Here is a 24,556-nt window from a genome sequence, read left to right on the forward strand (position 1 = left end):
TAATTTTCGATGCTCTACACAATTTACACCAAACCGCCGGCAGCTTGAAAACGAGCGCGAGCGCGTTTAAAGGCTTGATTTGCTTGGAATTGTGCTTTCCGGTCGTCTGCGCTAACTTGACTTAAGCCAGATTGTGCTGCGTTAAAAGCAGCACGAGCTTCCTCAAGGTTAATTGTGTCGCCACGTTCAGCACTATTGACTAAAATTGTGACTTCATTGTCATCAACTTCAGCAAAACCACCTAAAAGAGCGATCGCTTGCCAACTAGCACTTTTATTAGCCCGAACCCGCATTACACCTATATCCAAGGCTGTCAGCATAGGAGCGTGTCCACTGAGAACACCTAACTGACCAGTGGTGCTAGGTAAAATTACTTCGTCAGCTTCAGCATCCCAAACAGTTTTGTCTGGGGAAATTACACGAACGGTCAGAGTCATAATTCTTTAGTTTCTACTTGTGATTGGTGATTGGTAATTGGTAATTGGTAATTGGGAGGAATTTCTTACCCATTACCCATTACCCATTACCTATTAGCCTTTCAGCTTTTCAGCTTTAGCTTTAGCTTCGGTGATATCGCCTACTAAGTAGAAAGCTTGCTCAGGTAAAGCATCCAACTCACCAGAAAGAATTTGTTGGAATCCCTTAATGGTGTCTTCCAACTTCACATACTTACCAGGAGAACCAGTAAATACTTCAGCTACGAAGAAAGGTTGAGACAAGAACCGTTCAACTTTCCGCGCCCGTGCCACAATTAAACGATCTTCTTCAGACAATTCATCTAAACCCAAAATGGCGATGATGTCTTGGAGTTCTTTGTAACGTTGCAGGGTGGATTGTACAGCCCGTGCAGTGTTGTAGTGTTCATCACCAACGATGTTGGGTTGCAACATGGTGGAAGTAGAACCCAAAGGATCAACCGCAGGATAGATACCTTTAGCCGCCAAACTACGAGACAATACTGTTGTCCCGTCTAAGTGAGCAAAGGTGGTTGCAGGTGCGGGGTCGGTTAAGTCATCGGCAGGTACATATACAGCTTGAATAGAAGTAATAGAACCTTCGGTGGTGGAGGTAATCCGTTCTTGTAAAGCACCCACGTCAGTACCCAAAGTAGGTTGATATCCTACCGCAGAAGGCATCCGACCCAAGAGCGCGGACACTTCAGAACCAGCTTGCACAAACCGGAAAATGTTATCAACAAATAGTAATACGTCTTGCTTGTTGACATCACGGAAATACTCAGCCATTGTCAAACCAGACAAACCAACCCGCATTCTAGCTCCGGGTGGCTCGTTCATTTGACCATAAACTAGAGCAATTTTGGATTCATTGAGGTTATCTTTGTTGATAACTCCAGATTCCATCATTTCGTTGTAGAGGTCATTTCCTTCGCGTGTGCGTTCACCCACACCCGCAAATACAGACACACCACCATGTTGGGTAGCGATGTTGTTGATCAATTCCATCATGATCACGGTTTTACCAACACCAGCACCACCGAACAGACCGATTTTACCACCGCGTTTGTAAGGAGTTAACAAGTCAACAACTTTAATCCCAGTTTCAAACACAGAAGGTTTGGTTTCCAAATCTGTGAATTTAGGAGCGTCACGGTGAATAGGTAGAGATGCTTCCGCGTTTACGGGACCTTGCTGATCTACAGGTTCGCCTAAAACGTTGAAAATCCGTCCCAAGGTAGCTTTACCAACGGGAACGCTGATAGGAGCGCCAGTATCAACTACTTCTAAACCACGAACTAAACCGTCGGTGGTACTCATAGCAACTGCGCGAACTTGGTTGTCGCCTAGTAGTTGCTGTACTTCAACAGTCAAGCTGATGTTTTGTCCAGCTTCATTTGTACCTGTGATGGTTAAAGCGTTGTAGATTTGGGGTAATTTACCGCCGGGGAACTTAACGTCTACAACCGGACCAATTACTTGGGTAATGTAACCAATGTTTGTTTTTTCTGCGGTGGTGACCATGCTGCGCCTAAATGAATGAAGCTATTTTTCACAAGTGGGTTCGTTTAAGACCCCAGATCAAGCGATATCATCTTTTAGGTTAGCACTTAACGACTCCACCTTTGCCTTAAATTCATTATTAAGAACAGATCCCTAATTTTGGGAAAGTAGTTGGAGATTTCTGGTATCAACTACAAAAATGCTATCTAGTACAGCACAGCGGAAATAAACCAACCATTTTCAATTGCCAAAAGGCTTGCTCAATATTACTTTTGACTTTTGACTTCCCCCTACTTTTAGGTCTAAAGACCTTACTACAAACCTTTAATTATTTACGTTACTCTACTTAGGGGGAGAAGAGGGGCAACAAGGGTTGCAGCTATAGGTGCTAAAGGGCTGTCGCTGCTTGGAGTCACAGGTGATGGTTGCATTTGCGATCGCTAACAGTCCATTTTCAACCTTAGCAGGTTCAGTTTGATACCTCATGATGCGATCGCCCAAAATACGACTCTCACAGATTTAGGCGATGCCTTCGGCGAGCGCAGCTATCGCTTTCCCACAAAATGACAGATAACTTTAATTATCATCGTTGACTCATCTTGTTTGCCAGTTCAGAAGGACTAATAGATTCGTAATGTTCAAAAGGTTGATGAATCCAAGGATTATCAGCTAGATAATCAACGTGGTAATCAGGAACAACAACTGAACAAGCTTTATACCAAATTACAGCGGTGCGAATTTCTTGAATAGGAAAATCATCATGTTTCTGTAACCAGGGAACTGTTTGTTGAATAGTGATACCAGAGTCTACTAAATCATCTACTAGCAGAATCCGTGAACCTAAATTTTCGCTAGTCATGGTTAATTGCCGAGAAATAATTAAATTACTTCTTTTATATGTACCTGCGCCGCTGTAAGATGAGGTAGATAAAATTGCTAATGGTTGATTGTATATGCGGGAGAGAATATCTCCTACTCGCAGTCCCCCTCTGGCTAAACAGACGATTTGGTTAAATTCCCAACCCGATTGATAAATCTTTACAGCCAATTGTTCAATTTTGTGGTGATAATCTGACCAAGAAATGTAAAGGTCTGACATAAGAGTAAAATAAGTGTGTTAGAGGTTGTTTGAACAAGTCTAATTTATTACTTGCGTTGGCGAATAGAAGTCGCGGAACTACACAGACAAAACCCATCTGTTCCTGCGGTCCCGTAAGGGATACATGGGTTTCAATCCCTTAATTTTTTGTTAGTCCACGCAGGTGGACTTTGTTTGTGTAGTAGCCTATCCCTAACGGGAGCCGGAGGCATCTTTCTCATCGCCGTCAACTTTTCAAACACTTAATAATTGTTAATTATCTATTGTCTATTGTCAATTCATAAGGGTGTAATTTATGGTTAAAGATAATTCTCATAATAATGATTTTCATCAATCTCTGTCCAGTGAAAAATTAGATTTTAAAACTAAATTAGCTTATGGGGCTGGAGATTTCGGTCCGGCTATTACTGCAAATATTGCTGTATTTTATCTGCTGGTTTTCTTTACCAATGTGGCAGGAATTCCGGCGGGTCTGGCAGGTAGTATTTTGATGATTGGCAAAATCTGGGATGGTATCAATGATCCTATGGTGGGAATGTTGACTGATAAAACCCAATCCCGACGCTGGGGTCGTCGTTTACCTTGGCTTTTATATGGGGCAATTCCTTTTGGATTTCTCTTTTTTTTGCAATGGATTGTCCCCCAATTTACTGCCGACAAAAGTATTAATGTTTGGTGTTTATTTTGGTATTATGTGGTAATTGGGATTGTCTCTCAGGTATTTTACACTGTTGTGAATTTGCCTTATACAGCCATGACTCCTGAATTAACTCAGGATTACGATGAACGGACTAGTTTAAATAGTTTTCGCTTCACGTTTTCCATTGGTGGTAGTATTTTATCGTTGATTTTATCAAAAATTATTTTCTCACAAATTAGCGATCGCCAACAACAATATTTAGTTTTAGCGGCTGTGTGTACCGTGATTTCGGTATTGTCCTTGTATTGGTGCGTTTATGGGGTGCGCGATCGCATTTTGGCTTTTGAAGCAAAACGGATTTCTTTACCACAAGAAGCCGAAATTCCCTTTCTGGAACAGCTAAAAATTGTCTTTAGCAATAGACCTTTTTTGTTTGTAATTGCCATTTATCTTTTTTCTTGGTTAGGTGTGCAAATCACCGCCAGTATTATTCCCTATTTTGTGGTTAATTGTATGAAGCTGAACGAGGGAGATGTTCCCACAGTCATGATTGCAGTTCAGGGAACGGCTTTATTAATGTTATTTATTTGGAGTAATTTAAGTAAAAAAATTGGCAAAAAACTCGTTTATTTTTTAGGAATGAGTTCCTGGATTATTGCTGCTGCTGGATTATTTTTCCTGCAACCAAATCAAGTTGTCCTCATGTATGTCATGGCTGTTATGGCAGGTGTGGGAGTTTCTACAGCTTATCTAATTCCTTGGTCAATGATACCTGATGTGATTGAATTAGATGAATTGCAAACCGGACAACGACGGGAAGGAATTTTCTATGGTTTCATGGTTTTATTACAAAAATTTGGTTTAGCTTTTGGGTTGTTTTTAGTCGGTAATACTTTACAAGCTTATGGTTTTAAAGAAGCTGTGGCTGGGCAAAGTTCTTTACCCATACAACCGGAATCAGCACTTTTAGCAATTCGGATTGCTGTTGGACCCATACCAACAATTTGTTTAATTGCAGGTTTGGTTTTAGTTTACTTCTATCCCATTACTCGTGAGATTCATGCAGAAATGATGCTAAAACTGCAAGAACAACGAGAGAATAAATAAACATAACCGCTATATAGCAATCCTAAATAAGATATAAACACCTCTTTTTCTCTACCTCTGCGATCTCTGCGCCTCTGCGGTTCGTTTTAAAAATTCCCTTCATAAATCAAATAGGATTGCTATATAACACCAGATAATTCTAAGTGTTGAGATAATTGTTCTAGTGCCTAGACTAAATCTTCCAAGTTTACCTTGGTTATTTTATGGGGCAATTCCCTTTGCACTTTCGCATTTTTTGCTGTGGGTTGTCCCTCAATTTAGCAGTGATGAAAGTAGTAATATTTGGTAGTTATTTTCCTATTATGTAATTATTGGGATGATATCCGAGGCGTTATTTACTGCGGTGAATTTGCCTTATGTAGCAATGACTCCCGAACTTACTCAAGATTACGATGAACGGACTAATTTGAATAGTTTTCGCCTTGCATTTGCTATCAGTGGCGAGATTTTAGCCTTAATTTTGGCGACAATTATTTTTTCTGTAATTGCTGATCCACAACAACAATATTTAGTGTTAGCAGGAATTTGTAGTTTGTTTGCGGTTGTAGCGTAATTTTAGAAAAATGAAATATAATTTATATAAAAATTATCTCTTCAATGTTATAATTAACCAAGTTAGATGATTAATAAGTAAATCTCCCAAAAAATACTAGAGAAGAAAACTATGACATCATCTCTTCATGACACCGATTACAACCAATGGACACAAGAAACTATCCAACAAATCCAAAACCGTGATTTTGAAAACATAGATTGGGATAGCTTAATCGAAGAACTAGAAATTATGGGGAAAACCGACAAACGCGCCCTGATTAGTCTTTTAACCCGTGTTCTAGAACATCTCCTCAAATTGTCTTACTGGGAATCTGAAAAACGGAGATCCGGTAATCACTGGGCTGCGGAAATTGTCAACTTTCGCGCTCAAATTCAAGGACGTTTGGAAGATAGTCCTAGTCTTAATTCTCAATTACAAACATTCTACGAAAAAGCTCATCCCGTCGCTATTAAATCCGTTTCTAAGTTATGTTCACTGCCTCCAGATGCTCAGATTAGCCTTTTGCAAGCTCTAGATGACAATTGGTTTCCCAATGACATCTCCAATGATCAAACATCACATCATTAAACAACAGACAAAGATACAATTTACATAATGAACGCTACACAAGAACAACTAAAACTCAAATTAACACAAGCTTTAGTGGCTGCTTTTGGTACAGATTATACCAATACAGATCCAATTTTGGTTTCTGCAAGTAATCCTAAATTTGGTGACTATCAAGCTAATGTGGCTTTATCCTTGAGTAAAAAGTTAGGAAAGCCACCCAGAATTATCGCTGGGGAAATTGTCAATAAACTAGATGTATCTGATATTTGTGAACCTCCAGAAATCGCTGGACCCGGTTTTATTAACCTCAAATTACAAACATCTTATTTAGAAGCACAACTTAACGCCATTCAATTAGATTCTAGATTGGGAATACCTAAAGCGACAATTCCCCAAAAGCAAATTGTGGATTTTTCTAGTCCGAATATTGCTAAAGAAATGCACGTTGGACATTTACGTTCTACGATTATTGGTGATTCCATTGCCCGGATTTTAGAATTTTGTGGTCATGATGTTTTAAGATTAAATCATGTTGGTGATTGGGGTACACAATTTGGGATGTTAATTACTCATCTTGTTGATTGTTATCCCGATCTACAGGGTATTATGTTTATGGAAACTCCTCTAGGCAACTATTTACTTGGTGATGTAAATATAGGAGACTTGGTTGAGTTCTATAGAGAGTCTAAGAAGAAATTTGATAACGATGAAGAATTTCGAGAAAGATCCCGAAAAGCAGTAGTAAGCCTACAATCCGGGGATAAATTCACAAAAGACGCATGGGATCTTCTTTGTGAGGCTTCTCGAAAGGAATTTAAAATCATTTATGATTTACTGAATATCAAATTAATAGAAAGAGGTGAATCTTTTTATAATCCTTTATTACCAAAAGTTGTTAAAGATTTAGCAACAACGGGATTACTAGAAGAAAGTCAAGGGGCAAAATGTGTTTTCTTGGATGGTTTTACAAATAGGGAAGGTAGTCCTTTACCCTTAATTGTCCAAAAAACTGACGGTGGTTATAACTACGCAACCACAGATTTAGCAGCCTTACGTTATCGGATTCAAGAAGATAAAGCCAAGCGGATTATTTATGTGACAGACGAAGGACAATCTAACCACTTTGCCCAATTTTTCCAAGTCGCAAGAAAAGCCAATTGGATACCTGATGATGTGGAATTAGTTCATGTTCCTTTTGGGTTAGTATTAGGTGAAGATGGCAAAAAATTTAAAACTCGTTCTGGGGATACTGTGCGGTTACGAGATTTATTAGATGAAGCTATTAACCGCGCCCGTGCAGACATAGAAAAGAGATTACAAGAAGATAGCCGCACAGAAACGGAAGAATTTATCCAAAATGTCGCTGAAGTAGTGGGGATTAGTGCGGTTAAATATGCTGATTTAAGTCAAAATCGCACCAGTAGTTATGTCTTTAGTTATGACAAAATGTTATCTCTCAAAGGCAATACAGCCCCTTATCTTCTCTATGCTTATGTGAGGATTCAAGGTATTAGTCGTCAAGGGAATATTGATTTTACCAACTTGGGAATAAATCGCCAAATCTTACTAAAAGAAGATGCAGAATTAACTTTAGCTAAACATCTTCTGCAACTTGAGGAGGTAATTAAGGAAGTCGAGCAGGATTTATTACCAAATCGTTTGTGTGATTATTTGTATCAACTCAGCGATAAGTTTAACAAGTTCTATGAAAATTGCCCTGTTCTCAAATCTGAAGAACCTGCCAGAACTTCGCGGTTAATGTTGTGTGATTTAACTGCAAAAACTCTCAAGTTGGGATTATCTTTGTTGGGAATTAAGGTTTTAGAAAGGATGTAATATAGAAGCAGTGGGTAGGGGTTTAGGGTTGATTGTGACACAAATTTGACATTAAAAGTCTATTAGTTTCCGCAACTGCTGTAGATGTAACCTTTCTCTGGTTTTGGGGATTAGTCATTGGCAAGATTAACCTTCATAATTCATAGCGCCTAAATATTTAGTTAAAAACGGCGAAAAAACTTCATAAATCAAAGTTAGCGGTTGTCCATGATGCCAAAACAAATAATGACGACCCCAAAAAGGTCCTTCTTCCTGAAAACCTGACTCTAACGCCTCTGAGTTACCATAATAAATACCTTGGACATCTCTATACAATTCAGTCCGTAACCGTGCTAGACTTGCCCAAATTGGTAAAGACTTGTTTTGTAAATACTCATCTACGTGACTTGCTTCCCACCAAGAAGCAGCATAATATAATCGCTGTCCAGAGGCAGTTCTTACCCACACCTGTCGGCGTACTCTTGGTCCCGGTAACATTTGAATTATATCTGGTGCATGATCTGAATTCATACCAATGGATGACATATCAATCACATCAACTTCCGTCGGCTCACCAGTCAGCAATTGAACGTGCCGAGTCGGAGAACCATCACCCAAAAGCAATAATTGCCAGGTTGGAGCTAACTGAGTGTGAGGTAAACCCTTTTTAACAACTTCTTCCCCACCTTGCCATAAGGGAGTTAGGCAATGCCAAGCAGTTGGCAAGATTACGTTATGTGTCGGATTAAAAATAGTAGTCAATTTTCTTTACAAAAGTTCATCTATCTATATACTATAGCGATCGCATTTGATTTAGAGTTCTCCAATTAAAAAAATATCCCAAAATTTATGGTGGTGCGGGCCGAAAAGCCCGCTAATAATACAAGAACGGGCAAGATGCCCATCCCACGAAATTGGATCATCTTTTTTGTGGAGTTCTCTTATCAATACTCCTAATTTCTCCTTCTGCCTTTGCGTGAGATCAAAAAATGTGGTTTATTTCCCCGAAAATCTTTGTAATACTTAAAAACCCGCTGCTATAGTCATTTTTCTGACCTAACAGCGGGTTATTTACATTCAAAATGCGGATGGCGAGACTCGAACTCGCAAGGGCTATGCCCACACGCACCTCAAGCGTGCGCGTATACCAATTCCGCCACATCCGCGCGGTTTTGAACACAGATTGTAGTATAACATAAAAAATCTCTCAAACACAAGATTTTTCAAATATTTCCCAAATATTTTTTGAATGGGTATGAGACTAACAGAAATATAGTTGCAGCACAAGTCATATTAAAAGGTCTAGGAAAGATGCCACATAATCTAATAGTCTGTTAAAAATTATGTTTGGGGATCTCCTGTCACGATTTACAGTAATGCAACAGCTTTATGTCAACAGGATGGGAGAAAATGTGAATCTACTGGTACTGATATCGTAACTAGAAAATGAAATTTGACAAAATATTAATTGCCAATCGAGGGGAAATAGCCCTTCGCATTCTCCGAGCCTGTGAAGAAATGGGAATTGCCACAGTAGCTGTTCACTCGACTGTTGACAGAAATGCTCTCCACGTCCAACTTGCAGATGAAGCGGTTTGCATTGGTGAACCTGCCAGCAGTAAGAGTTATTTGAATATTCCCAATATTATTGCTGCTGCACTAACGCGCAATACTAGTGCCATTCATCCTGGTTATGGTTTTTTATCAGAGAACGCCAGATTTGCCGAAATTTGTGCCGACCACCACATTGCTTTTATTGGTCCTAGTCCTGAATCTATCAGGCTCATGGGGGATAAGTCCACAGCCAAAGAAACAATGCAAAAGGCTGGTGTACCTACAGTTCCCGGTAGTGAAGGGTTAGTAGAATCAGAAGCAGAAGGATTAGCGATCGCCAAAAAAATTGGTTATCCTGTGATGATTAAAGCTACCGCAGGCGGAGGCGGTCGAGGAATGCGGCTAGTCCGTTCCGAAGACGAATTTGTCAAACTTTTCTTCGCCGCACGGGGGGAAGCCGGAGCAGCTTTTGGCAACGCAGGCGTTTATATAGAAAAATTTATTGAACGTCCCCGCCACATTGAATTTCAGATCTTAGCGGATAACTACGGTAATGTTATCCATCTGGGTGAAAGAGACTGTTCAATTCAACGTCGTAACCAAAAACTCCTAGAAGAAGCCCCTAGTTCTGCTCTTGACCCTGACTTACGGCAAAAAATGGGCAAAGCTGCCGTTAAAGCCGCCCAGTTTATTAACTACACCGGAGCAGGAACTATTGAGTTTCTTCTAGATAAATTCGGTAAGTTCTACTTCATGGAAATGAACACCCGGATACAAGTTGAGCATCCAGTCACGGAAATGATTACTGGTATAGACTTAGTTGTTGAACAAATTCGCATTGCTCAAGGTGAAAGACTAAAGCTCACACAAAAAGAAGTGGTTCTGAGAGGACATTCCATTGAATGCCGGATTAACGCCGAAGATCCAGATCATGATTTTCGTCCGGCCCCCGGCAGAATTAGCGGTTATCTTCCCCCCGGAGGACCAGGAGTGCGGATTGATTCCCACGTATACACGGACTACCATATCCCCCCTTACTACGACTCTCTCATAGGTAAATTAATTGTGTGGGGAGCAGACCGAGCCACCGCCATTACCCGGATGAAACGCGCATTAAGAGAATGTGCCATTACAGGAGTCCCTACAACCATTCCCTTTCATCAAAAAATTATGGAAAACCCACAATTTTTAGAAGGTAATATTTACACCAGCTTTGTCCAGGACATGAAAATGCAGTAATTAGTCATTGGTCATTGGGTAATTTTCTTCTTCCTTCTTTCTTCCTCCCGACTCCGAACTCCTGACCCCTGACTCCTGACCCCTGACTTCTGACTCCTGACTCCTGACTCTGAACTCCGAACTCCTGACTCCGAACTCCTAATTACTTGTCTAACATGGTCAGTAACCCTTGCTGACCTAGCAAAATTTCCCGGATAAAGCTGAAAATTGCCACCAAAATAATCGGGGTAATATCCACACCACCAATAGGTTGTACAAACTTCCGCAACGGGATTAAAAAGGGTTCAGTCGGCCAGGCGATTAGACTAAAAGGCAAACTATTGAGATTGATTTGGGGATACCACGTTAGAATAATGCGGAAAATAAATAAAAACGTCATCACTCCCAAAACCGGACCAAGAATCCAAGCAGTCAAGTTAACACCAGTCATTTTGTTTAGCTACCATCTGTGAGAGAATCCAAAACTTGGGCGCAAGTTGATAAACTTTAAGTTTTGTAACGTATTCTTCCCTCAATTTTAACTAAATAGTGCCATTTTATTGTGAAAATAGAAAAACAAAGTTATTGACTTGGGATCATCAATCAAGTAAACACCAAGTTAGGTGTGAAGTATGTACTTAATTGAGATACATTCAGGAAATCGTCAAACCTGTAGGAGTGGGCTTTCTCAGCACTCGATTGTATTACATCCGACCAATAACCCAGATAATCCTGTTTTACTTTTCAAGAAAGTAATCCAAGATTAAAATGAAAATAAACTGTGTAAAAAAAGGTTGAGAACTATGACACCCTCTTTAGCAAATTTTCTTTGGAGTCTCCTTTGGGGGACTGCGATCGTCGTTATCCCTGCTACCATTGGTCTAATTTTCATTAGCCAAAAAGATAAAATCCAACGTTTTTAATTTTTGGGACTGGGGACTGGGGACTGGGGACTGGGGAAGCATCTTCTTTTTCTTTCTTCTAGACTCCAGTATTCCTCTTCCACAATATTATGACTGGTTAAAATAGTGATAGTAAGTGTAACTCGTTAATATAGATTTGATATTAGGAAAACACCAATGGTTAATTTGGGGCTGAACTCAGCCAGTGTTTTGGCTCAGGTGAATTTTGGAGCAAACTCAGCCAGTATTCTAGGAATTTTCCTAGCTGTAGCTGGAGCAGCATTGTACTTTCTTCGTTCTGTCCGCCCAGAACTCTCAAGAGATCAAGACATCTTTTTTGCCGCAGTTGGCTTGTTGTGCGGCTTTATTCTCGTATTTCAAGGATGGCGACTTGATCCAATTTTGCAATTTGGTCAATTGCTTTTGGTCGGTTCTACAGTATTTTTTGCTGTCGAAAGTATTCGTCTGCGAAGTATCGCTACTCAACAAGCCAAACGAAATACTCCCATCGTGGACGATGAACGCGAAGTTAGCAGAAAATATTCTTATTCTGAGCGGCGCAAATATCAAGCCGAAATGGACGCGGATTTAGAGCCACTACCCTATGAAGAAGACGAAGAAGCCCCTCAACGTCCAAGAATTCGCGGTAGTCGAGATGAACGTTCCACCCGTGACGACTATTACGAAGATCAGCCACCACGCAGTTCACCAAACCCACGTACCAGGGAAAAACCAGAATCACCAGAAAGAAAGCGTCGTAACAATTCTGGGCGTTCAGTCGGTCGTCCCAGTGAGGGTTATGAAGATGAAAATTGGGGTTCTACTCCCAAACCAGTTGACGATTGGGAAACTTCAAATTCCCAAGATGCAGTGAGAAAACCAGCACGTCGCAACAATACCGGCAATAATCGCCCTCAACGTCAAGAAAATCGTGAGGATGATATTACCCCTACTCCTAGACCCAGAAAACGTCGTCCACCGAGAGATTCAGTTGCTCCCAGAAGACAGGATGATGATGAAGCTATCCCAACGGAATATGTTCCTTACAATCCCATTAACAAGCCAAATAACGAGCCAGATAATTCCGATTTTGATGATGACATTTAACACTTTTGGGGTTGACGACGGAAAACAGTAATGTGAAAACATTTATACCTAGCTTCTGGCTCCAAAAGTCAATTTATTGGAGCCTAATTTTTGGTTTGACAAGTTTGCTGATATCTTGTAGTGCTGATAATATCCCTCTGGGAGTTACTTCTCTCAATAGCCGATATACTGAAGAACAACCTGCTATCAGTGGTAATGGGCGTTTTTTGGCTTTTGTCTCCAATCGGTCTCGTTATCAGCAGTTGTTATTATACGATTTAGAAAATCAAAGTTTTATTCCTACACCGAGATTAAACAGGCAGTCGGTAATTATAGAAAGTCCTAGTTTGAGTTATACAGGACGTTATATTTGTTATCTTACCAGTGATCAAGGTAGACCTGTTGTTGCACTTTACGATCGCGCTTCCCAACAATCACAAGTTTTGACCCCTACTTATCGTGGTTGGGTGAGAAATCCTAGTATCAGTCCTGATGGTCGTTATGTTGCGTTTGAATCCTCTAGTCGTGGACAATGGGATATTGAAGTTCTTGATAGAGGTCCAACTATTGAGTTAGATATTCCTAATGGTGCAAGGGTGTCAACTGAAAATTGACCGTTGGAAAATTTCTACACTTACTTATTCTCTAACTGAATATTTCAAGTGCATACCGCTATAATATTTATTACTAATAAAAGCTAATTTTATGCTCCCTACTCTGAAGCAATTTGGTATTTTAACTGTATTTATGTTTTTTGTTCTTTCGACAAGATACCTAACTGTATCTTCGGTTCTCTATTGGTTGCTTTGGGTTCGTCGTCCCCCCTCTTGGGAGGTTCGTCGTCTCCATGATATGCACCAACGCAAGAGTAAAATGAAGAGTGAAATCAAGTGGTCTCTTTTTTCCTGTTTGATTTTTGCATTACCAAGTGCTTTTATGATCGAAATGATCAACTTGGGATATACCAAGGTTTACTTAAACTTTATGGATTATGGTTGGGTTTATTTACCTTTGAGTCTATTTATATATTTGATTCTCCACGACACTTATTTTTATTGGACTCATCGCTGGTTGCATATTCCTAGTATATATCGCTGCTTTCATCAAGTCCATCACGAATCTATTAATCCTACACCCTGGACTTCTTTTTCTTTTGATCCTGTTGAGAGTATGATGCAGGCAATTATCATTCCCCTGATGGTTTTTATTATTCCCATTCACATTAGTATGGTGGGACTATTACTAACGTTAATGACGATATTTGGTGTTGTCAATCATACGGGTTATGAAGTTTATCCGTATTCATGGATGCGTGGTTTTTGGGGTAAACATTGGATTACACCAACGCACCATAGTATTCATCATCACAAGTTTAATTGTAACTATGGTCTTTATTTTCGGTTTTGGGATAAATTCATGAACACCGATGAAATGGTCAGAACGCAGATAAACGCAGATAAACGCAGATAAATTTGTACTTCGTTAGACTAGGAAATACTATAAAAGATGATGGTTTTTGAGGAGAAATAGAGCTTTGTCCATTTTATAATTGAAAATCTGGATATAGAATTATGTTCGTTCTAATACTAGTAATAGAAAAATAATTCTCAACTACTTGGCAAATAAAAAATCATCTGCTATATTTAGGTCATACCCAAAAACCTAATCCCCTAATCCCCTGTCCCTACGGGGATGTAGAGACGTTCCTCGGAGCGTCTCTACTCTTTTGTGTTCATATTGTTATCAAGTTGAGGGAGAACAACTTTCTTAAATTTTGGATCTTGAATCTTCCATCCAAAATCCAAAATCCAAAATTTAAAATCTAAAATCTAAAATTCAGTTGCTTCCTAGCTAATCAGCATTAAGAATTTTGGGAACTCGGAAAAAATCTCCTTCCTGTTGAGGCGCACTGTTGAGGATTGCTTCTCGTTCGGGATAGGGTTGGAGAATATCTTCTCTGGTGACGTTGCTAACATCAATAGCTCTGGTTGTCGGCGCTACATTGGTGACATCCAGTTGATTTAGTTGTTCTATATAGTCTAGAATACCACCCAGTTGAGTGGTAAATTGTGCTTCTTCCTCTGCTGTTAATTCTAAACGAGCGAGATTAGCGACTTTACGAACTTGTTCACTATCAATCATAATTTGTTAATTGTCAGTTGTCGGTTGTCAGTTATTCGTTGTCAGTTGTGAGGCAAAATTTTACAACCGACTCATGGCTAATGCCTAAGTTAAAAGAATACGTCAATTTGCGATCGCCCGGTGGTTTTTATCCAGTTCTGAGCTTCAATATAGTTATTGGGAGCCATACGAATCGCTCTAATCCAATAATCAGCCGCTTGATCAAACAATGCTTCACCACCGTCATTATCCCCTGTTTCCTTAGCTCTCTCACCTTGAAAATGATAAATCACAGCAATATTATTCAAGGCTTGGGGTAATTGTGGATTTAGTTCAATGGCCTGATGATAATACTCTAAAGCCTTATTATGATCGCCGTTACTGGCATAAATTAAACCCATGTTATAAAGGATATAACTCCGATCATTAGAGTCTTCCTCCATTTCTAAGGCTTCTGTATAGTAGTCTAGTGCTTCGGCATATTCGCCTTCTGCCTGTGCGGACATTCCATCTCGATAATAAACAAAGGCTTCTTTCGCCTTTTTGTTGGTTGGTAATATCTTGAGGATGATATCTGCCATCACGGTAAAGGATTTGTCAACAAAGTTATCGTTTTTCTGTGTTCTTGGCATATTTGTCTCTATGATTTCTCAATTGCAGCATACCGCTAATTTAACCGATCTGTGAGAGTTTGAGTTAGGGAAGAGGCCAGGGGGAATAGGCAAAAATTTTAAAAATTTTTACTTGTTCAGTTTAAGGTAAGGATTCAAGATACAGAATGTTTGATATGGCAAGGAACGCAGGGAGAGGAATTTTGTGATTTCTTCTTCCTTCTTTTTTCCTCCTGACTCCTGACTCCTGAATTTTTAAATTGTTTTGTTTCCATTTCCGAAACGGAAGGAAATACTATTGTATAACCGAGTTAAGTTAACTATTGCACACAAGCCACACCCAGCCGCGATGGTAAAAGAAATAGCAATTCGCACCACTGGACTCACTAAGCAATTTGAAAGACATATTGCTGTCAATGATGTTGACTTAGAAATCCATACGGGTGAAGTTTACGGATTAATTGGTCCTAATGGTGCAGGTAAAACCACCCTAATTCGGATGTTAGCCACTGCTGAAGAACCAACTACGGGGGAAATTTATATTAATGGCGATCGCGTAGCGGGTCCTTTGGACCATCGCCTTCTGCAAGATCAAAACAACCTGAAACTTAAACGTCGTCTTGGTTATTTACCTGATGACTACCCACTGTATGAAGATTTGACAGTTTGGGACTATTTAGATTATTTTGCTCGATTGTATCGCTTACAAGGAAAGCGCCGTACCCAACGTCTCCACGAAGTTTTAGAACTAATTCAACTGGGTAATAAACGCCATAGTATGATTTCTACCCTGTCACGGGGGATGAAACAGCGTTTAAGTTTAGCTCGCACCATTATTCATGAACCGATTTTACTACTTTTAGACGAACCTGTTTCGGGACTCGATCCCATTGCGCGGATGCAGTTCCGGGAAATTATTAAAGCTTTGCAAGAAGCTGGTATGACAATTTTAATTTCCTCTCATGTACTTAGCGACTTAGCAGAGTTATGTACATCCGTAGGAATTATGGAATTAGGTTTTTTAGTAGAAAGTTCCTCACTCAAACATCTCTATCAACGTCTTTCCCGACAGCAGATTTTTATCACCACTTTGGGCAATATAGATATATTAGTGAGTGAGTTAAAAAATCATCCCTTAGTGGAAGAATGGGAATTAATACTTAGTCAAAATAGTGTGCGAGTGAATTTTTCCGGTAAACCAGAAGATTCCGCCGATTTATTGCGATCGCTTATCAGTGCAGGAATTCCCTTAACAGAGTTTCATTGTACCCAAGAAGACCTAGAAACTATTTTCCTCAAATTAGGTCATAAACAAGCATCATAGATAATTTTGGATTTTAGATTTTGGATTTATTTTCTACACAAAGTTAGAAATTGTTCCCAAATAAAACTTCTCAACTTTTAGAGGTATTGACAATGTTACTAAATTTCATAGACAGAGTTGGAGAATTAAATCCCCAGTTATTTCGAGAAATAAAAGGCAGATTCAAACCTTTTAATCTGATCATATCTATGGGTTCTTCTTTGCTACTACAACTCATAGTTTTCATATTTCAATTCCGAGACTTCCCCGATGAAAACTACTATCTCCGAGCAACCTACTGCACTTTGCGAGAAGTATACCAAAATCAGGAACAAGAACTTTATAAACAACAAAACTTACTTAACCAAAAAATAACTAATTATCAGCAAATTCAACTATCAGATAATACCATAATTCCCAATTTAGAAGCCCAACTTGAGCAAGTTAAAACCGAATTAGCTGACCTTCAGAACTATTTATCGAAAAATATTTGTCCTTTAGATAAAATAGACTGGCAATTATGGTGGCGAGATCATTGGGAATACACATTTTTAACACTTAGCGTAATTTTCATTTTTACCCTCTTAGTTGGCGGAACTTATTTACTTATCAGTGATTTAGCCAAAGAAGAACAACGAGGAACATTGAATTTTATTCGCCTAAGTCCCCAAACAGAAACAAGCATTTTAACTGGAAAAATTATTGGAGTCCCCAGTTTAATTTATCTTTTTGTCCTTACAGCCATTCCTTTGCATTTATGGGCTGGACATTCTGCTAAAATCGCCTTCAGTTACATTTTCAGTTATTATGCTGTGATTGCAGCGAGTTGTCTTTTCTTCTACAGTGCAGCCCTAATTTTTGGTTTAATGAGTCGTTGGTTCGGCAACTTTCAACCTTGGTTGGGTAGCGGTGCTGTACTTGTATTTTTGTTTATGACAATGACAATGGTATCGTCTTATGGAGACTTTAATAATCCCCTAACTTGGATTAGATTTTTTAGTCCCTGGGATATCACCAATTATCTATTTCCTAATCTGTTTCGTTCCTATAAAGATTCATCAATAAGCCAATTACAATTTTTCTACTTACCAATAGGAAAAAATTTCCTTACCTTAGTCGGCTTTCATTTAGTGAATTACGGAATTTGTTCCTACGGTATTTGGCAAGCAATGAAACGCTGCTTTCGGAATACAGATAGCACAATATTGAGTAAAAAACAAAGTTATTTATTTATAGCCTTTACTCAGGTAATGTTTTTGGGATTGACTATAGGTGCAGTTGAAAACAAATCAGATATAGGGATTATAATCCTCATGGCTTTACTTAATTTTGCCCTAGTTCTAATTTTAACTATTGTGCTTTCACCTCAGCGGCAAACTATCCAAGATTGGGCAAGATATAGACACCAAAATCATCGAGATAAATCCATATTACAAGATTTAGTATTTGGTGAAAAAAGCCCAGCTATTGTTGCCATAGCAATTAATCTATTAATTGCTACCACCCCCATAATAATCTGGATTCTGTTCTCACCTACTAATTTTTATAATGGTAGTGTTGATAAGAATAAAGTCATATTAGCTATGGTTTTAGCTTTCACACTGATGTTAATGTATGCCACAATTGCTCAATTGATGCTACTCATGAAACATCCCAAGCGTTATGTATGGACAGTGGGAACTATTGGTGTAGCGATGTTTTTACCATCAATTGTTCTTGCCATTTTGGGTGTTAGTCCTTCAAAACATCCCCTTTTGTGGTTATTCTCCACCTGTCCTTGGGCAGCGATAGAATACACTCGGACGACAACAATTTTTCTGGCACTTTTAGCAGAGATAACAGTTGTAGCTTTGTTAAATTTCCAATTAAATCGCCAAGTCAAAGTTTTAGGAGAATCCGCAACCAAAGCGCTATTAACCGCCCGATAATAGTTAGTGACTAGTAGAGTTTTACCGATAGGAATAATATTTGATTTTTGTATTCCTATCGGTGGACATCCTCATCATCGAGAAGATTTATATCCTGATTCTAAACAGTTTAGACCAGAACGTTTTTTAGAACGGCAATTTTCTCCTACGGAATTTGTACCTATGAAGGAGATAAAGAGAGAAAAATCAGGCCATTCTGAAAAAAACGCTTTAGTTGAGGTTGTTGATCTCCACTAATACACACATTTTTAGTTAGTTCAAAATAAATTCTTCATGCCATTGTTTAGCAACTTTATCCCAACCAAAAGCATCTCTGAGGGATAATGCTTCTTGTCTTAAATTTTCTTGTTTTTCAGGATTTTTCAACAAGTCTATCACTGATTCAACGAAAATATGATTAGTTTCCTCATCTCCCGCAGGTCCTTTAATTCTAATTCCTGATTGGACAGTTTCTTCTAAACCTGCATAAGTTGTGACTACAGGAACACAACCAGTAGCTTGCGCTTTCCAAGCACTAATACAGAAAATTTCAATAGCAGTATGACATGGATAAACCCAAATACCTGATTTAAATAATTCCTCAACCAACTGCTTGTGTCCAATTCTGCCATGTTCATAAACATTTTTTTGATCAAACAGTTGCATTATTTGCTTCTTTTTATCTGGTAATTGGGGAAATCTATCAATATAAGGTGAATTAATGAGTGCATCAACTCCTTGCCAACCATAAAAAATATGCAACTCCACATCCGGTACTTCTTTAAGAACCTTATCCCATTGCATTAATAAATTTTCAATGCCTCTTGTATAATCGCTAATCGAAATTAGTCTTTTCGGATTTCTAGCAATTCCTGTTAAATTGAAATCTTCTAAATTAATGCCATTAGTAGTCAATAAGATTTTATTTTCAGGTATCCAGTCTGGTAGCATAGCTTTATGGAAATTTGACAGCATAAATAGCTTGTCAAAACTTCCTAAAAATTCCGCACGTTGAGATTCTTCTATAACAGAAAATAATTGAGGGTTGTCGTGCATCCAAATAGCAATTTTTTTAGCCTTGACTTTCATCTGCATTGGTTGTGTCCAAGCACGGTGACAAATAAAAACATTGAAATTATCTTGGGGATTAAATTTATCAACAGACTGATAAACTACACCGTTATATTCTCCCTCCATATCACCGCATCTGTTAAACACAGTGACTTGATAACCCAACTTTGTTAGTTCTTGACTTAAATAAATTATCGCTTCTTCACTACCACCAATACCTTTGCTAATAGAAAGAGGAGACCAATCTTCTAGATGAAATGGAAAATTGGAATAAATTACAATTGAGTTATTGTCCCAGTCCATATTGTTTTATTCCTTTTGTCTATTGTTATTTTTGAAAAACATTTATTTCTGAGCTAAAACAGGCTTACCAGTAGAGACAGCCTGTTCAACAATATCAATCGCTTGCTTTACTCCCCCGGCTTTTCTAATTGCTGCTTGTAACCGCAAAGCATTCTTGCGGTAACTATTTTCCGTCAACACTTTTTTAATAGCAGTCCGTAAATTATCAACATTAACTTTCTTCACAGGTACAGCTTCCCCACATCCTGACCAAACTATTCGAGAAGCTACTGCTGGTTGATCATTAGCAACAGGAATGGCTACCATTGGTACACCATTTGTTAAACATTCCAATGTGGTATTTAATCCTGCATGAGTAATAGTTAAATCTGCTTTCTCTAATAATTGTAATTGCGGTGCATAACGAACTACTAAAGGATTTCCTACTATTCCTTGCAGAACTTCAGGATTAGCCGAACCACCCAAAGAGATTACTAATTGTGCATCCAACTCTTGACAAGCTGCGGCAATTTTTTGAAAACCTGGTAATAACCGATTTTGTAAAGTTCCCATAGAAGCATAAATTAAAGGTTGTCCTGTTAATTTATCAAAAGGAAAATCAGCAACTTCTCGACCAATTGCACTATGATATGGTCCTGTAAAATGAAACCAATTAGGTAAATTTTGCCGAGGAAATTCTAATTCCGCAGGTTGTTGACTAATTTGAGCTAATTGAGAATAACGTTGATTTGCGTTAGAATATGTAGGTAAATTTTTCTCTCGACGATATTTGTCTATTAATTCTGTGATAGGTTGAGTAGCCCGATTTAATAATTGATAACCTAATTTGTTCCGCAGTTTTGCCCACCAAGCTGGGCTATAAGACCAATTTGTCATAAAAGGGGGAACACTGGGTTCTCGATTTAAAACTACAGCACTACAAATAGTAATAAAGGGAATACCAGAAACATCTGCAATAGTACCTCCATATGACATAGTTTGATCTATTAATAGTGCTTCTATACCTGCGTCTTTGATAACAGTTGGGGCATCCCTGAAGCTAACATTAGTATTATCTCTAAAAATAGAGATGGTATATTTTAGTGCTTCCTTTCCGCTTAATTCTCCTAATTTATCAAAAGATGCTCTCGCTGAACCCATGGGAAATTCTGATTCACCAATCACTCGAAATTCTAAACCGGCTGCTTGCGCCTTGGGTTGGGCATCAGGAATACCAATTAAGGTAACACGATGTCCACGCTGTTGTAATTCTTTTCCCAAAGGTAGTATTGTGTTCCAGTGTCCGGTAGATGCAGGACACATTAAGCCATAATGAGTCATAATCGTATTTTCTGGTTATTTATAATGATATATACCAGAAAACTGCCCCATAGATTCAATACAAATCACTGTAGTAGATTTGGATCTATACCCTATCCATCTTGAAAACTTGAGTTTTCGCCTTAGAAAAAACTATAGGTTTCAACTTGGACGAGGTTTATGTTTAAAATACCTTATTAATGTAATATTATTGCGTCAGACTTTCACCAAAGTCAGCACCAAAACAATTATGATTAAATCTTGGATGATAATTGGCACTATAGCATTCTTAGTAGGCTTCGCTGGTAACTGGATTACACCCAAACAGAGTCAATGGTTTCGGCATTTACAAAGACCGAAATGGTTAACATTTGAATCAGCAATTCCTCTGATTTGGACTATAATTTTTATCTGTGGTGCTTGGTCAGCTTATATTATTTGGGAACACAGTCCAAATACCGATATAACTCGCCTAATGATGGGTTTGTACCTACTTCTAGAGATATTTACCATAGCCTATAGCCCCATAATGATCCGTCTTCGCAGTCTCATTGCTGGTACAATCATTGGTGGCACTGGACTACTAATTTGTATATTAATCACCCTTGCAGTCTTATCTGTATCGCTGTGGGCAGCATTACTATTATTACCTTATTTAATTTGGAGTCCCATAGGTACATACACCACATGGCAAATGAGTCGTCTTAATCCGCAAGATGCTTAAAGCAGGAAAGTTGAAAGTCTTAATGATGTTTGACCTTCAACTATTTACATTCTGCCTTTGCGTCTTTGCTCCTTTGTATCTTGGCGCGAAAAAATACTCTCTTACAAAACAGAAGATTTATTTTCTGTAGTCTGAATGAAAGTTTGAAAATCCCCATTGGGTGTCCATTGAATCGCACCATCTTTACCAGTAAAGAAAAGTTTTGTTTCTCCTTTACTCAAAGAAGATAATGTTTTCCTATCTAGGTTATTAGCAGGAGAAATAGCTATTTGTGGTTTGAGTGCTAAAACTAAATCTTGCAAAGATTCTGATGGACACCATAACACCTGGGGAGAAGACAAATCACCACTTTTAATTAATTCTTTAATTTGTTGAGATTTAATATTCCCTACTAATAACCAACTTTGACCAAAAATTTGTAACTTTAAAATCGGTACTTGGTCATTAATTAATTGTGCTGTGATTGTGGAAGTATTTATAGGTTGTCCAACTCCTAAACTTTGATAAATTCCTTGCTGTTTTTGGAGTTCCTGTTGTAGTAATTGAGTTGCAATATTGTCCTCCAACATAGGAGCATATTCATACAAATTTTTAATTGGTAGACTTTGCATAATTTCTAACCAAGCATCATTAGTATAACCTGTAAACTTACTAGCGATCGCCCAATTAATCTGATTTATCCCTTGCTGTCTCAAAAATGGTAAAATCGTAAATCTACCCGTACCTTCATTTCCCCCATTAATTACCGCAACATTCCCCCGATCTTGAATTACTAAAACAGGTTCAGTTCTCGTATCTAACAAAGTAATTCTCACCAAATTATTAGCAGAATGCCAAATGGGAACAAGTACCAAACCAACTGCTATGAAACCTGCAAACCACCAACGTTTTTGCCACCATTGGACTAAGCACACTAAAATAATTAAAAGATAGATAGTCAACATTTGCAAAATTGATATACTCCCAACTGCCACCAAACTACCTGGCAAATTAGCAAAAAATTCCACCATTTGAATTAATAAATGGGTTGGATAATATAAAAAACTGGCTAAAGTGCTACCTAAATCTGGGGAGATTAAACTTACCAAACCGCTAATCATGCCCCCAATACTAATGATAGAAATAAATGGTGTTGTCAAAATATTTAGAGGCACACTATAAACAGGAATGACACTAGAAAACTCTAGCAGTCGGGGTAAAGTCCAAATCGTCGCTGCTAAAGGTACAGATATTAAAGAAGCGATCGCAGGTGGTAGCCAATCTAAACGTTGGGTGATTGCAGATGCACTGACAATTAATCCCAAAGTCGCTAAAAAACTCAGTTGAAAACCTAAATCCCAAATCCAGAGAGGATTAAATAACAATAATAATGTTGCGGCTATTAATAAAGATCCCAATTGCTTCACATTTCTTTCTAAGGCCAAACCCAACAAAGCGGCAAAACCCATAATTACGGCTCTTAATACTGCGGGTTGAAAACCTGATAAAAACAGAAAAGTAATTAATCCCAAGCTACCAAGAGTAATTTGTGTGGCTTTATTTGTACGTCTTGTTAGCTGTAAAACTACACCCAAAATTAGAGAAGTTTGAAACCCAGATGCGGCTAAAGCATGGGCTAAACCTGCTTTTACGAATAAATCCCGGATATCATAGGGTAAATCAACGGCTTTACTACCTAAGACCATTGCACTAACAAGGGGACCTTCAGGAACACCTAATAAACGAGATTGCGATCGCCCAATCTTCTCACGAACTTGCCACCATCCCCAAGGATGTTCATCATCCAAAATATTAATCTGCCTACCAATTAAACCCGTAAAAGTCCCCTCCTGCCGCAGATACTTCTGAAAATCGAACCCACCAGGATTAGAAGCCGCAGTCGGCTTATACAAAAATCCAGTCACCGCAATTTGTTGTCCAGGATATAAACCAGTAGATTGTAATATCGGCACAGTCACATATAACCTACCCGTCACCCCCTTGGGAATCCCCCCCGCTTCCTGACCCTCTTGCAGCGGCACTAGTTCCCTCCGGGACGCTCCGCGAACGCTATCATTTTTCACCTCATCTAACTGAGTCGCTGCTAACCAAAACTGTCCCCGTTGACTACGAGTTACGCGGGGATTACTATCCACCACCCCCCGCACAATCACCAACTGTTCAAGATTACTATTATCCCCAGCCGCAAACTGACTAATATCCTTAATTCCCGGTTGAGGAACACGCAATTGCCAATAAACAGTGGCCAACAAACCCACCAACCCAGCTATTAACCATATTCTCGGATGGGGAGTACCTATCCAATTATTCGCAACAGCCTTAGTTTTGCTAACAGCACCTTCTTTTCTAACAGCAAACTTCCGCAGATTAGCATATATGCGGCGAAAGAAAACCGCTCCAACCACACCCAATACCAGAATCCATGCACCACCCCAAGGAATTGCCGTAAACAGCAACCCCAAAATATAACTAAAACAGATAATTACACCACTAGTCTGCATCATAAAAACTTAATTGCCAAAGCACCCAGTTCAGAGAATACCGCATAAAGATTTAACCTGCCTGGGAAAGATATAACCCACATTCCGCACCCCCCCCAGTGTCACAATCGGTAATTTCGGATTTTTGAATACCTTTGATGATAATTTTGATACAAAATCGTCGAAATCTTAGGTGGCGATAGCGAAGCGCTGCTGCAAGCAGTTCGCCGATCTCAAATCCCCAAACGACCAT

22 protein-coding genes, 1 tRNA gene and 2 pseudogenes are annotated in these 24,556 nt (G+C 38.9%); 13 read left to right on the top strand and 12 right to left on the bottom strand.

The window, feature by feature from the left end; translation table 11 throughout:
- Positions 1 to 23 precede the first annotated feature (23 nt).
- From atpC to PN471_RS04925, 3 genes are all read right to left on the bottom strand, one after another.
- Complete coding sequence (atpC, locus tag PN471_RS04915; protein WP_271775895.1) at positions 24 to 437, bottom strand: ATP synthase F1 subunit epsilon; 414 nt, start codon at positions 435 to 437, stop codon at positions 24 to 26.
- 93 nt (positions 438 to 530) lie between these two features.
- Positions 531 to 1,979 carry a F0F1 ATP synthase subunit beta gene (atpD, locus tag PN471_RS04920; protein WP_271775896.1) on the bottom strand — a complete coding sequence of 483 codons (1,449 nt, stop codon included), beginning with the start codon at positions 1,977 to 1,979 and terminating at the stop codon, positions 531 to 533.
- A gap of 562 nt (positions 1,980 to 2,541) precedes the next feature.
- Positions 2,542 to 3,057 (bottom strand): phosphoribosyltransferase, encoded by a 516-nt coding sequence (locus PN471_RS04925; protein ID WP_271775897.1) that lies wholly within the window; start codon positions 3,055 to 3,057, stop codon positions 2,542 to 2,544.
- A gap of 295 nt (positions 3,058 to 3,352) precedes the next feature.
- Here PN471_RS04925 and PN471_RS04930 point away from each other — a divergent pair, with 295 nt between their 5' ends.
- From PN471_RS04930 to argS, 4 genes and pseudogenes are all read left to right on the top strand, one after another.
- Positions 3,353 to 4,804, top strand: coding sequence for an MFS transporter (locus PN471_RS04930; RefSeq protein ID WP_271775898.1), 1,452 nt, complete (start codon positions 3,353 to 3,355; stop codon positions 4,802 to 4,804).
- A gap of 187 nt (positions 4,805 to 4,991) precedes the next feature.
- A pseudogene (locus PN471_RS04935) lies at positions 4,992 to 5,354 on the top strand (MFS transporter); the annotation flags it as partial.
- A 114-nt stretch (positions 5,355 to 5,468) separates the two neighbouring features.
- Positions 5,469 to 5,927, top strand: coding sequence for a DUF29 domain-containing protein (locus PN471_RS04940; protein ID WP_271775899.1), 459 nt, complete (start codon positions 5,469 to 5,471; stop codon positions 5,925 to 5,927).
- 27 nt (positions 5,928 to 5,954) lie between these two features.
- Complete coding sequence (gene argS / locus PN471_RS04945; RefSeq protein WP_271775900.1) at positions 5,955 to 7,745, top strand: arginine--tRNA ligase; 1,791 nt, start codon at positions 5,955 to 5,957, stop codon at positions 7,743 to 7,745.
- Between the two features lie 126 nt (positions 7,746 to 7,871).
- Here the strand turns inward: argS and PN471_RS04950 are convergent, their stop codons facing one another.
- Both PN471_RS04950 and PN471_RS04955 read right to left on the bottom strand, forming a co-directional pair.
- A complete protein-coding gene (locus tag PN471_RS04950; protein ID WP_271775901.1) occupies positions 7,872 to 8,486 on the bottom strand; it encodes a chorismate lyase in 615 nt (204 codons plus the stop codon).
- 321 nt (positions 8,487 to 8,807) lie between these two features.
- Positions 8,808 to 8,890: transfer RNA gene (locus PN471_RS04955), tRNA-Leu, on the bottom strand.
- 280 nt (positions 8,891 to 9,170) lie between these two features.
- Between PN471_RS04955 and accC the strand changes: the two genes are divergently transcribed.
- The gene (gene accC / locus PN471_RS04960) at positions 9,171 to 10,517 is read left to right on the top strand and encodes an acetyl-CoA carboxylase biotin carboxylase subunit (RefSeq protein ID WP_271775902.1); all 1,347 of its coding nucleotides are present in this window, start codon (positions 9,171 to 9,173) and stop codon (positions 10,515 to 10,517) included.
- 142 nt (positions 10,518 to 10,659) lie between these two features.
- Here the strand turns inward: accC and PN471_RS04965 are convergent, their stop codons facing one another.
- Positions 10,660 to 10,947 carry a YggT family protein gene (locus PN471_RS04965; protein WP_027401501.1) on the bottom strand — a complete coding sequence of 96 codons (288 nt, stop codon included), beginning with the start codon at positions 10,945 to 10,947 and terminating at the stop codon, positions 10,660 to 10,662.
- Positions 10,948 to 11,299: 352 nt separating this feature from the next.
- Between PN471_RS04965 and psbX the strand changes: the two genes are divergently transcribed.
- The 4 genes from psbX to PN471_RS04985 all read left to right on the top strand — a co-directional run bounded on the left by psbX (position 11,300) and on the right by PN471_RS04985 (position 13,954).
- Positions 11,300 to 11,419: a photosystem II reaction center X protein gene (psbX, locus tag PN471_RS04970; protein WP_193893808.1), complete on the top strand. Its 120-nt coding sequence runs from the start codon at positions 11,300 to 11,302 to the stop codon at positions 11,417 to 11,419.
- Positions 11,420 to 11,575: 156 nt separating this feature from the next.
- A complete protein-coding gene (locus PN471_RS04975; protein ID WP_271775903.1) occupies positions 11,576 to 12,505 on the top strand; it encodes a Ycf66 family protein in 930 nt (309 codons plus the stop codon).
- 32 nt (positions 12,506 to 12,537) lie between these two features.
- Positions 12,538 to 13,098, top strand: coding sequence for a TolB family protein (locus PN471_RS04980; RefSeq protein ID WP_271775904.1), 561 nt, complete (start codon positions 12,538 to 12,540; stop codon positions 13,096 to 13,098).
- A gap of 91 nt (positions 13,099 to 13,189) precedes the next feature.
- Positions 13,190 to 13,954: a sterol desaturase family protein gene (locus PN471_RS04985; RefSeq protein WP_271775905.1), complete on the top strand. Its 765-nt coding sequence runs from the start codon at positions 13,190 to 13,192 to the stop codon at positions 13,952 to 13,954.
- A gap of 381 nt (positions 13,955 to 14,335) precedes the next feature.
- On the opposite strand, the gene gatC is transcribed toward PN471_RS04985, so the two are convergent.
- Together gatC and PN471_RS04995 are read right to left on the bottom strand one after the other, a co-directional pair.
- On the bottom strand, positions 14,336 to 14,626 hold the full coding sequence (gene gatC / locus PN471_RS04990; protein WP_271775906.1) for an Asp-tRNA(Asn)/Glu-tRNA(Gln) amidotransferase subunit GatC: 291 nt from the start codon (positions 14,624 to 14,626) through the stop codon (positions 14,336 to 14,338).
- A gap of 89 nt (positions 14,627 to 14,715) precedes the next feature.
- Positions 14,716 to 15,237, bottom strand: a complete 522-nt coding sequence (locus PN471_RS04995) for a photosystem I assembly protein Ycf3 (RefSeq protein WP_271775907.1) — start codon at positions 15,235 to 15,237, stop codon at positions 14,716 to 14,718.
- A gap of 328 nt (positions 15,238 to 15,565) precedes the next feature.
- Between PN471_RS04995 and PN471_RS05000 the strand changes: the two genes are divergently transcribed.
- From PN471_RS05000 to PN471_RS05010, 3 genes are all read left to right on the top strand, one after another.
- Complete coding sequence (locus PN471_RS05000) at positions 15,566 to 16,540, top strand: ABC transporter ATP-binding protein (protein WP_271775913.1); 975 nt, start codon at positions 15,566 to 15,568, stop codon at positions 16,538 to 16,540.
- Between the two features lie 92 nt (positions 16,541 to 16,632).
- Positions 16,633 to 18,447 carry an ABC transporter permease subunit gene (locus tag PN471_RS05005; protein WP_271775908.1) on the top strand — a complete coding sequence of 605 codons (1,815 nt, stop codon included), beginning with the start codon at positions 16,633 to 16,635 and terminating at the stop codon, positions 18,445 to 18,447.
- A 6-nt stretch (positions 18,448 to 18,453) separates the two neighbouring features.
- On the top strand, positions 18,454 to 18,684 hold the full coding sequence (locus PN471_RS05010; protein WP_271775914.1) for a hypothetical protein: 231 nt from the start codon (positions 18,454 to 18,456) through the stop codon (positions 18,682 to 18,684).
- A gap of 15 nt (positions 18,685 to 18,699) precedes the next feature.
- Here the strand turns inward: PN471_RS05010 and PN471_RS05015 are convergent, their stop codons facing one another.
- Positions 18,700 to 19,800, bottom strand: a complete 1,101-nt coding sequence (locus PN471_RS05015; protein WP_271775909.1) for a glycosyltransferase family 4 protein — start codon at positions 19,798 to 19,800, stop codon at positions 18,700 to 18,702.
- 42 nt (positions 19,801 to 19,842) lie between these two features.
- Positions 19,843 to 21,120: a glycosyltransferase gene (locus PN471_RS05020; RefSeq protein WP_271775910.1), complete on the bottom strand. Its 1,278-nt coding sequence runs from the start codon at positions 21,118 to 21,120 to the stop codon at positions 19,843 to 19,845.
- Between the two features lie 229 nt (positions 21,121 to 21,349).
- Here PN471_RS05020 and PN471_RS05025 point away from each other — a divergent pair, with 229 nt between their 5' ends.
- Positions 21,350 to 21,823 (top strand): TspO/MBR family protein, encoded by a 474-nt coding sequence (locus PN471_RS05025; protein ID WP_271775911.1) that lies wholly within the window; start codon positions 21,350 to 21,352, stop codon positions 21,821 to 21,823.
- A 101-nt stretch (positions 21,824 to 21,924) separates the two neighbouring features.
- Here the strand turns inward: PN471_RS05025 and PN471_RS05030 are convergent, their stop codons facing one another.
- The gene (locus PN471_RS05030) at positions 21,925 to 24,327 is read right to left on the bottom strand and encodes a ComEC/Rec2 family competence protein (RefSeq protein WP_271775912.1); all 2,403 of its coding nucleotides are present in this window, start codon (positions 24,325 to 24,327) and stop codon (positions 21,925 to 21,927) included.
- A 49-nt stretch (positions 24,328 to 24,376) separates the two neighbouring features.
- Positions 24,377 to 24,556 (bottom strand): annotated as a pseudogene (locus PN471_RS05035) (glycerol kinase); the annotation flags it as partial.

This window comes from Aphanizomenon sp. CS-733/32, assembly GCF_028330045.1.
GTDB lineage: Bacteria > Cyanobacteriota > Cyanobacteriia > Cyanobacteriales > Nostocaceae > Dolichospermum > Dolichospermum gracile.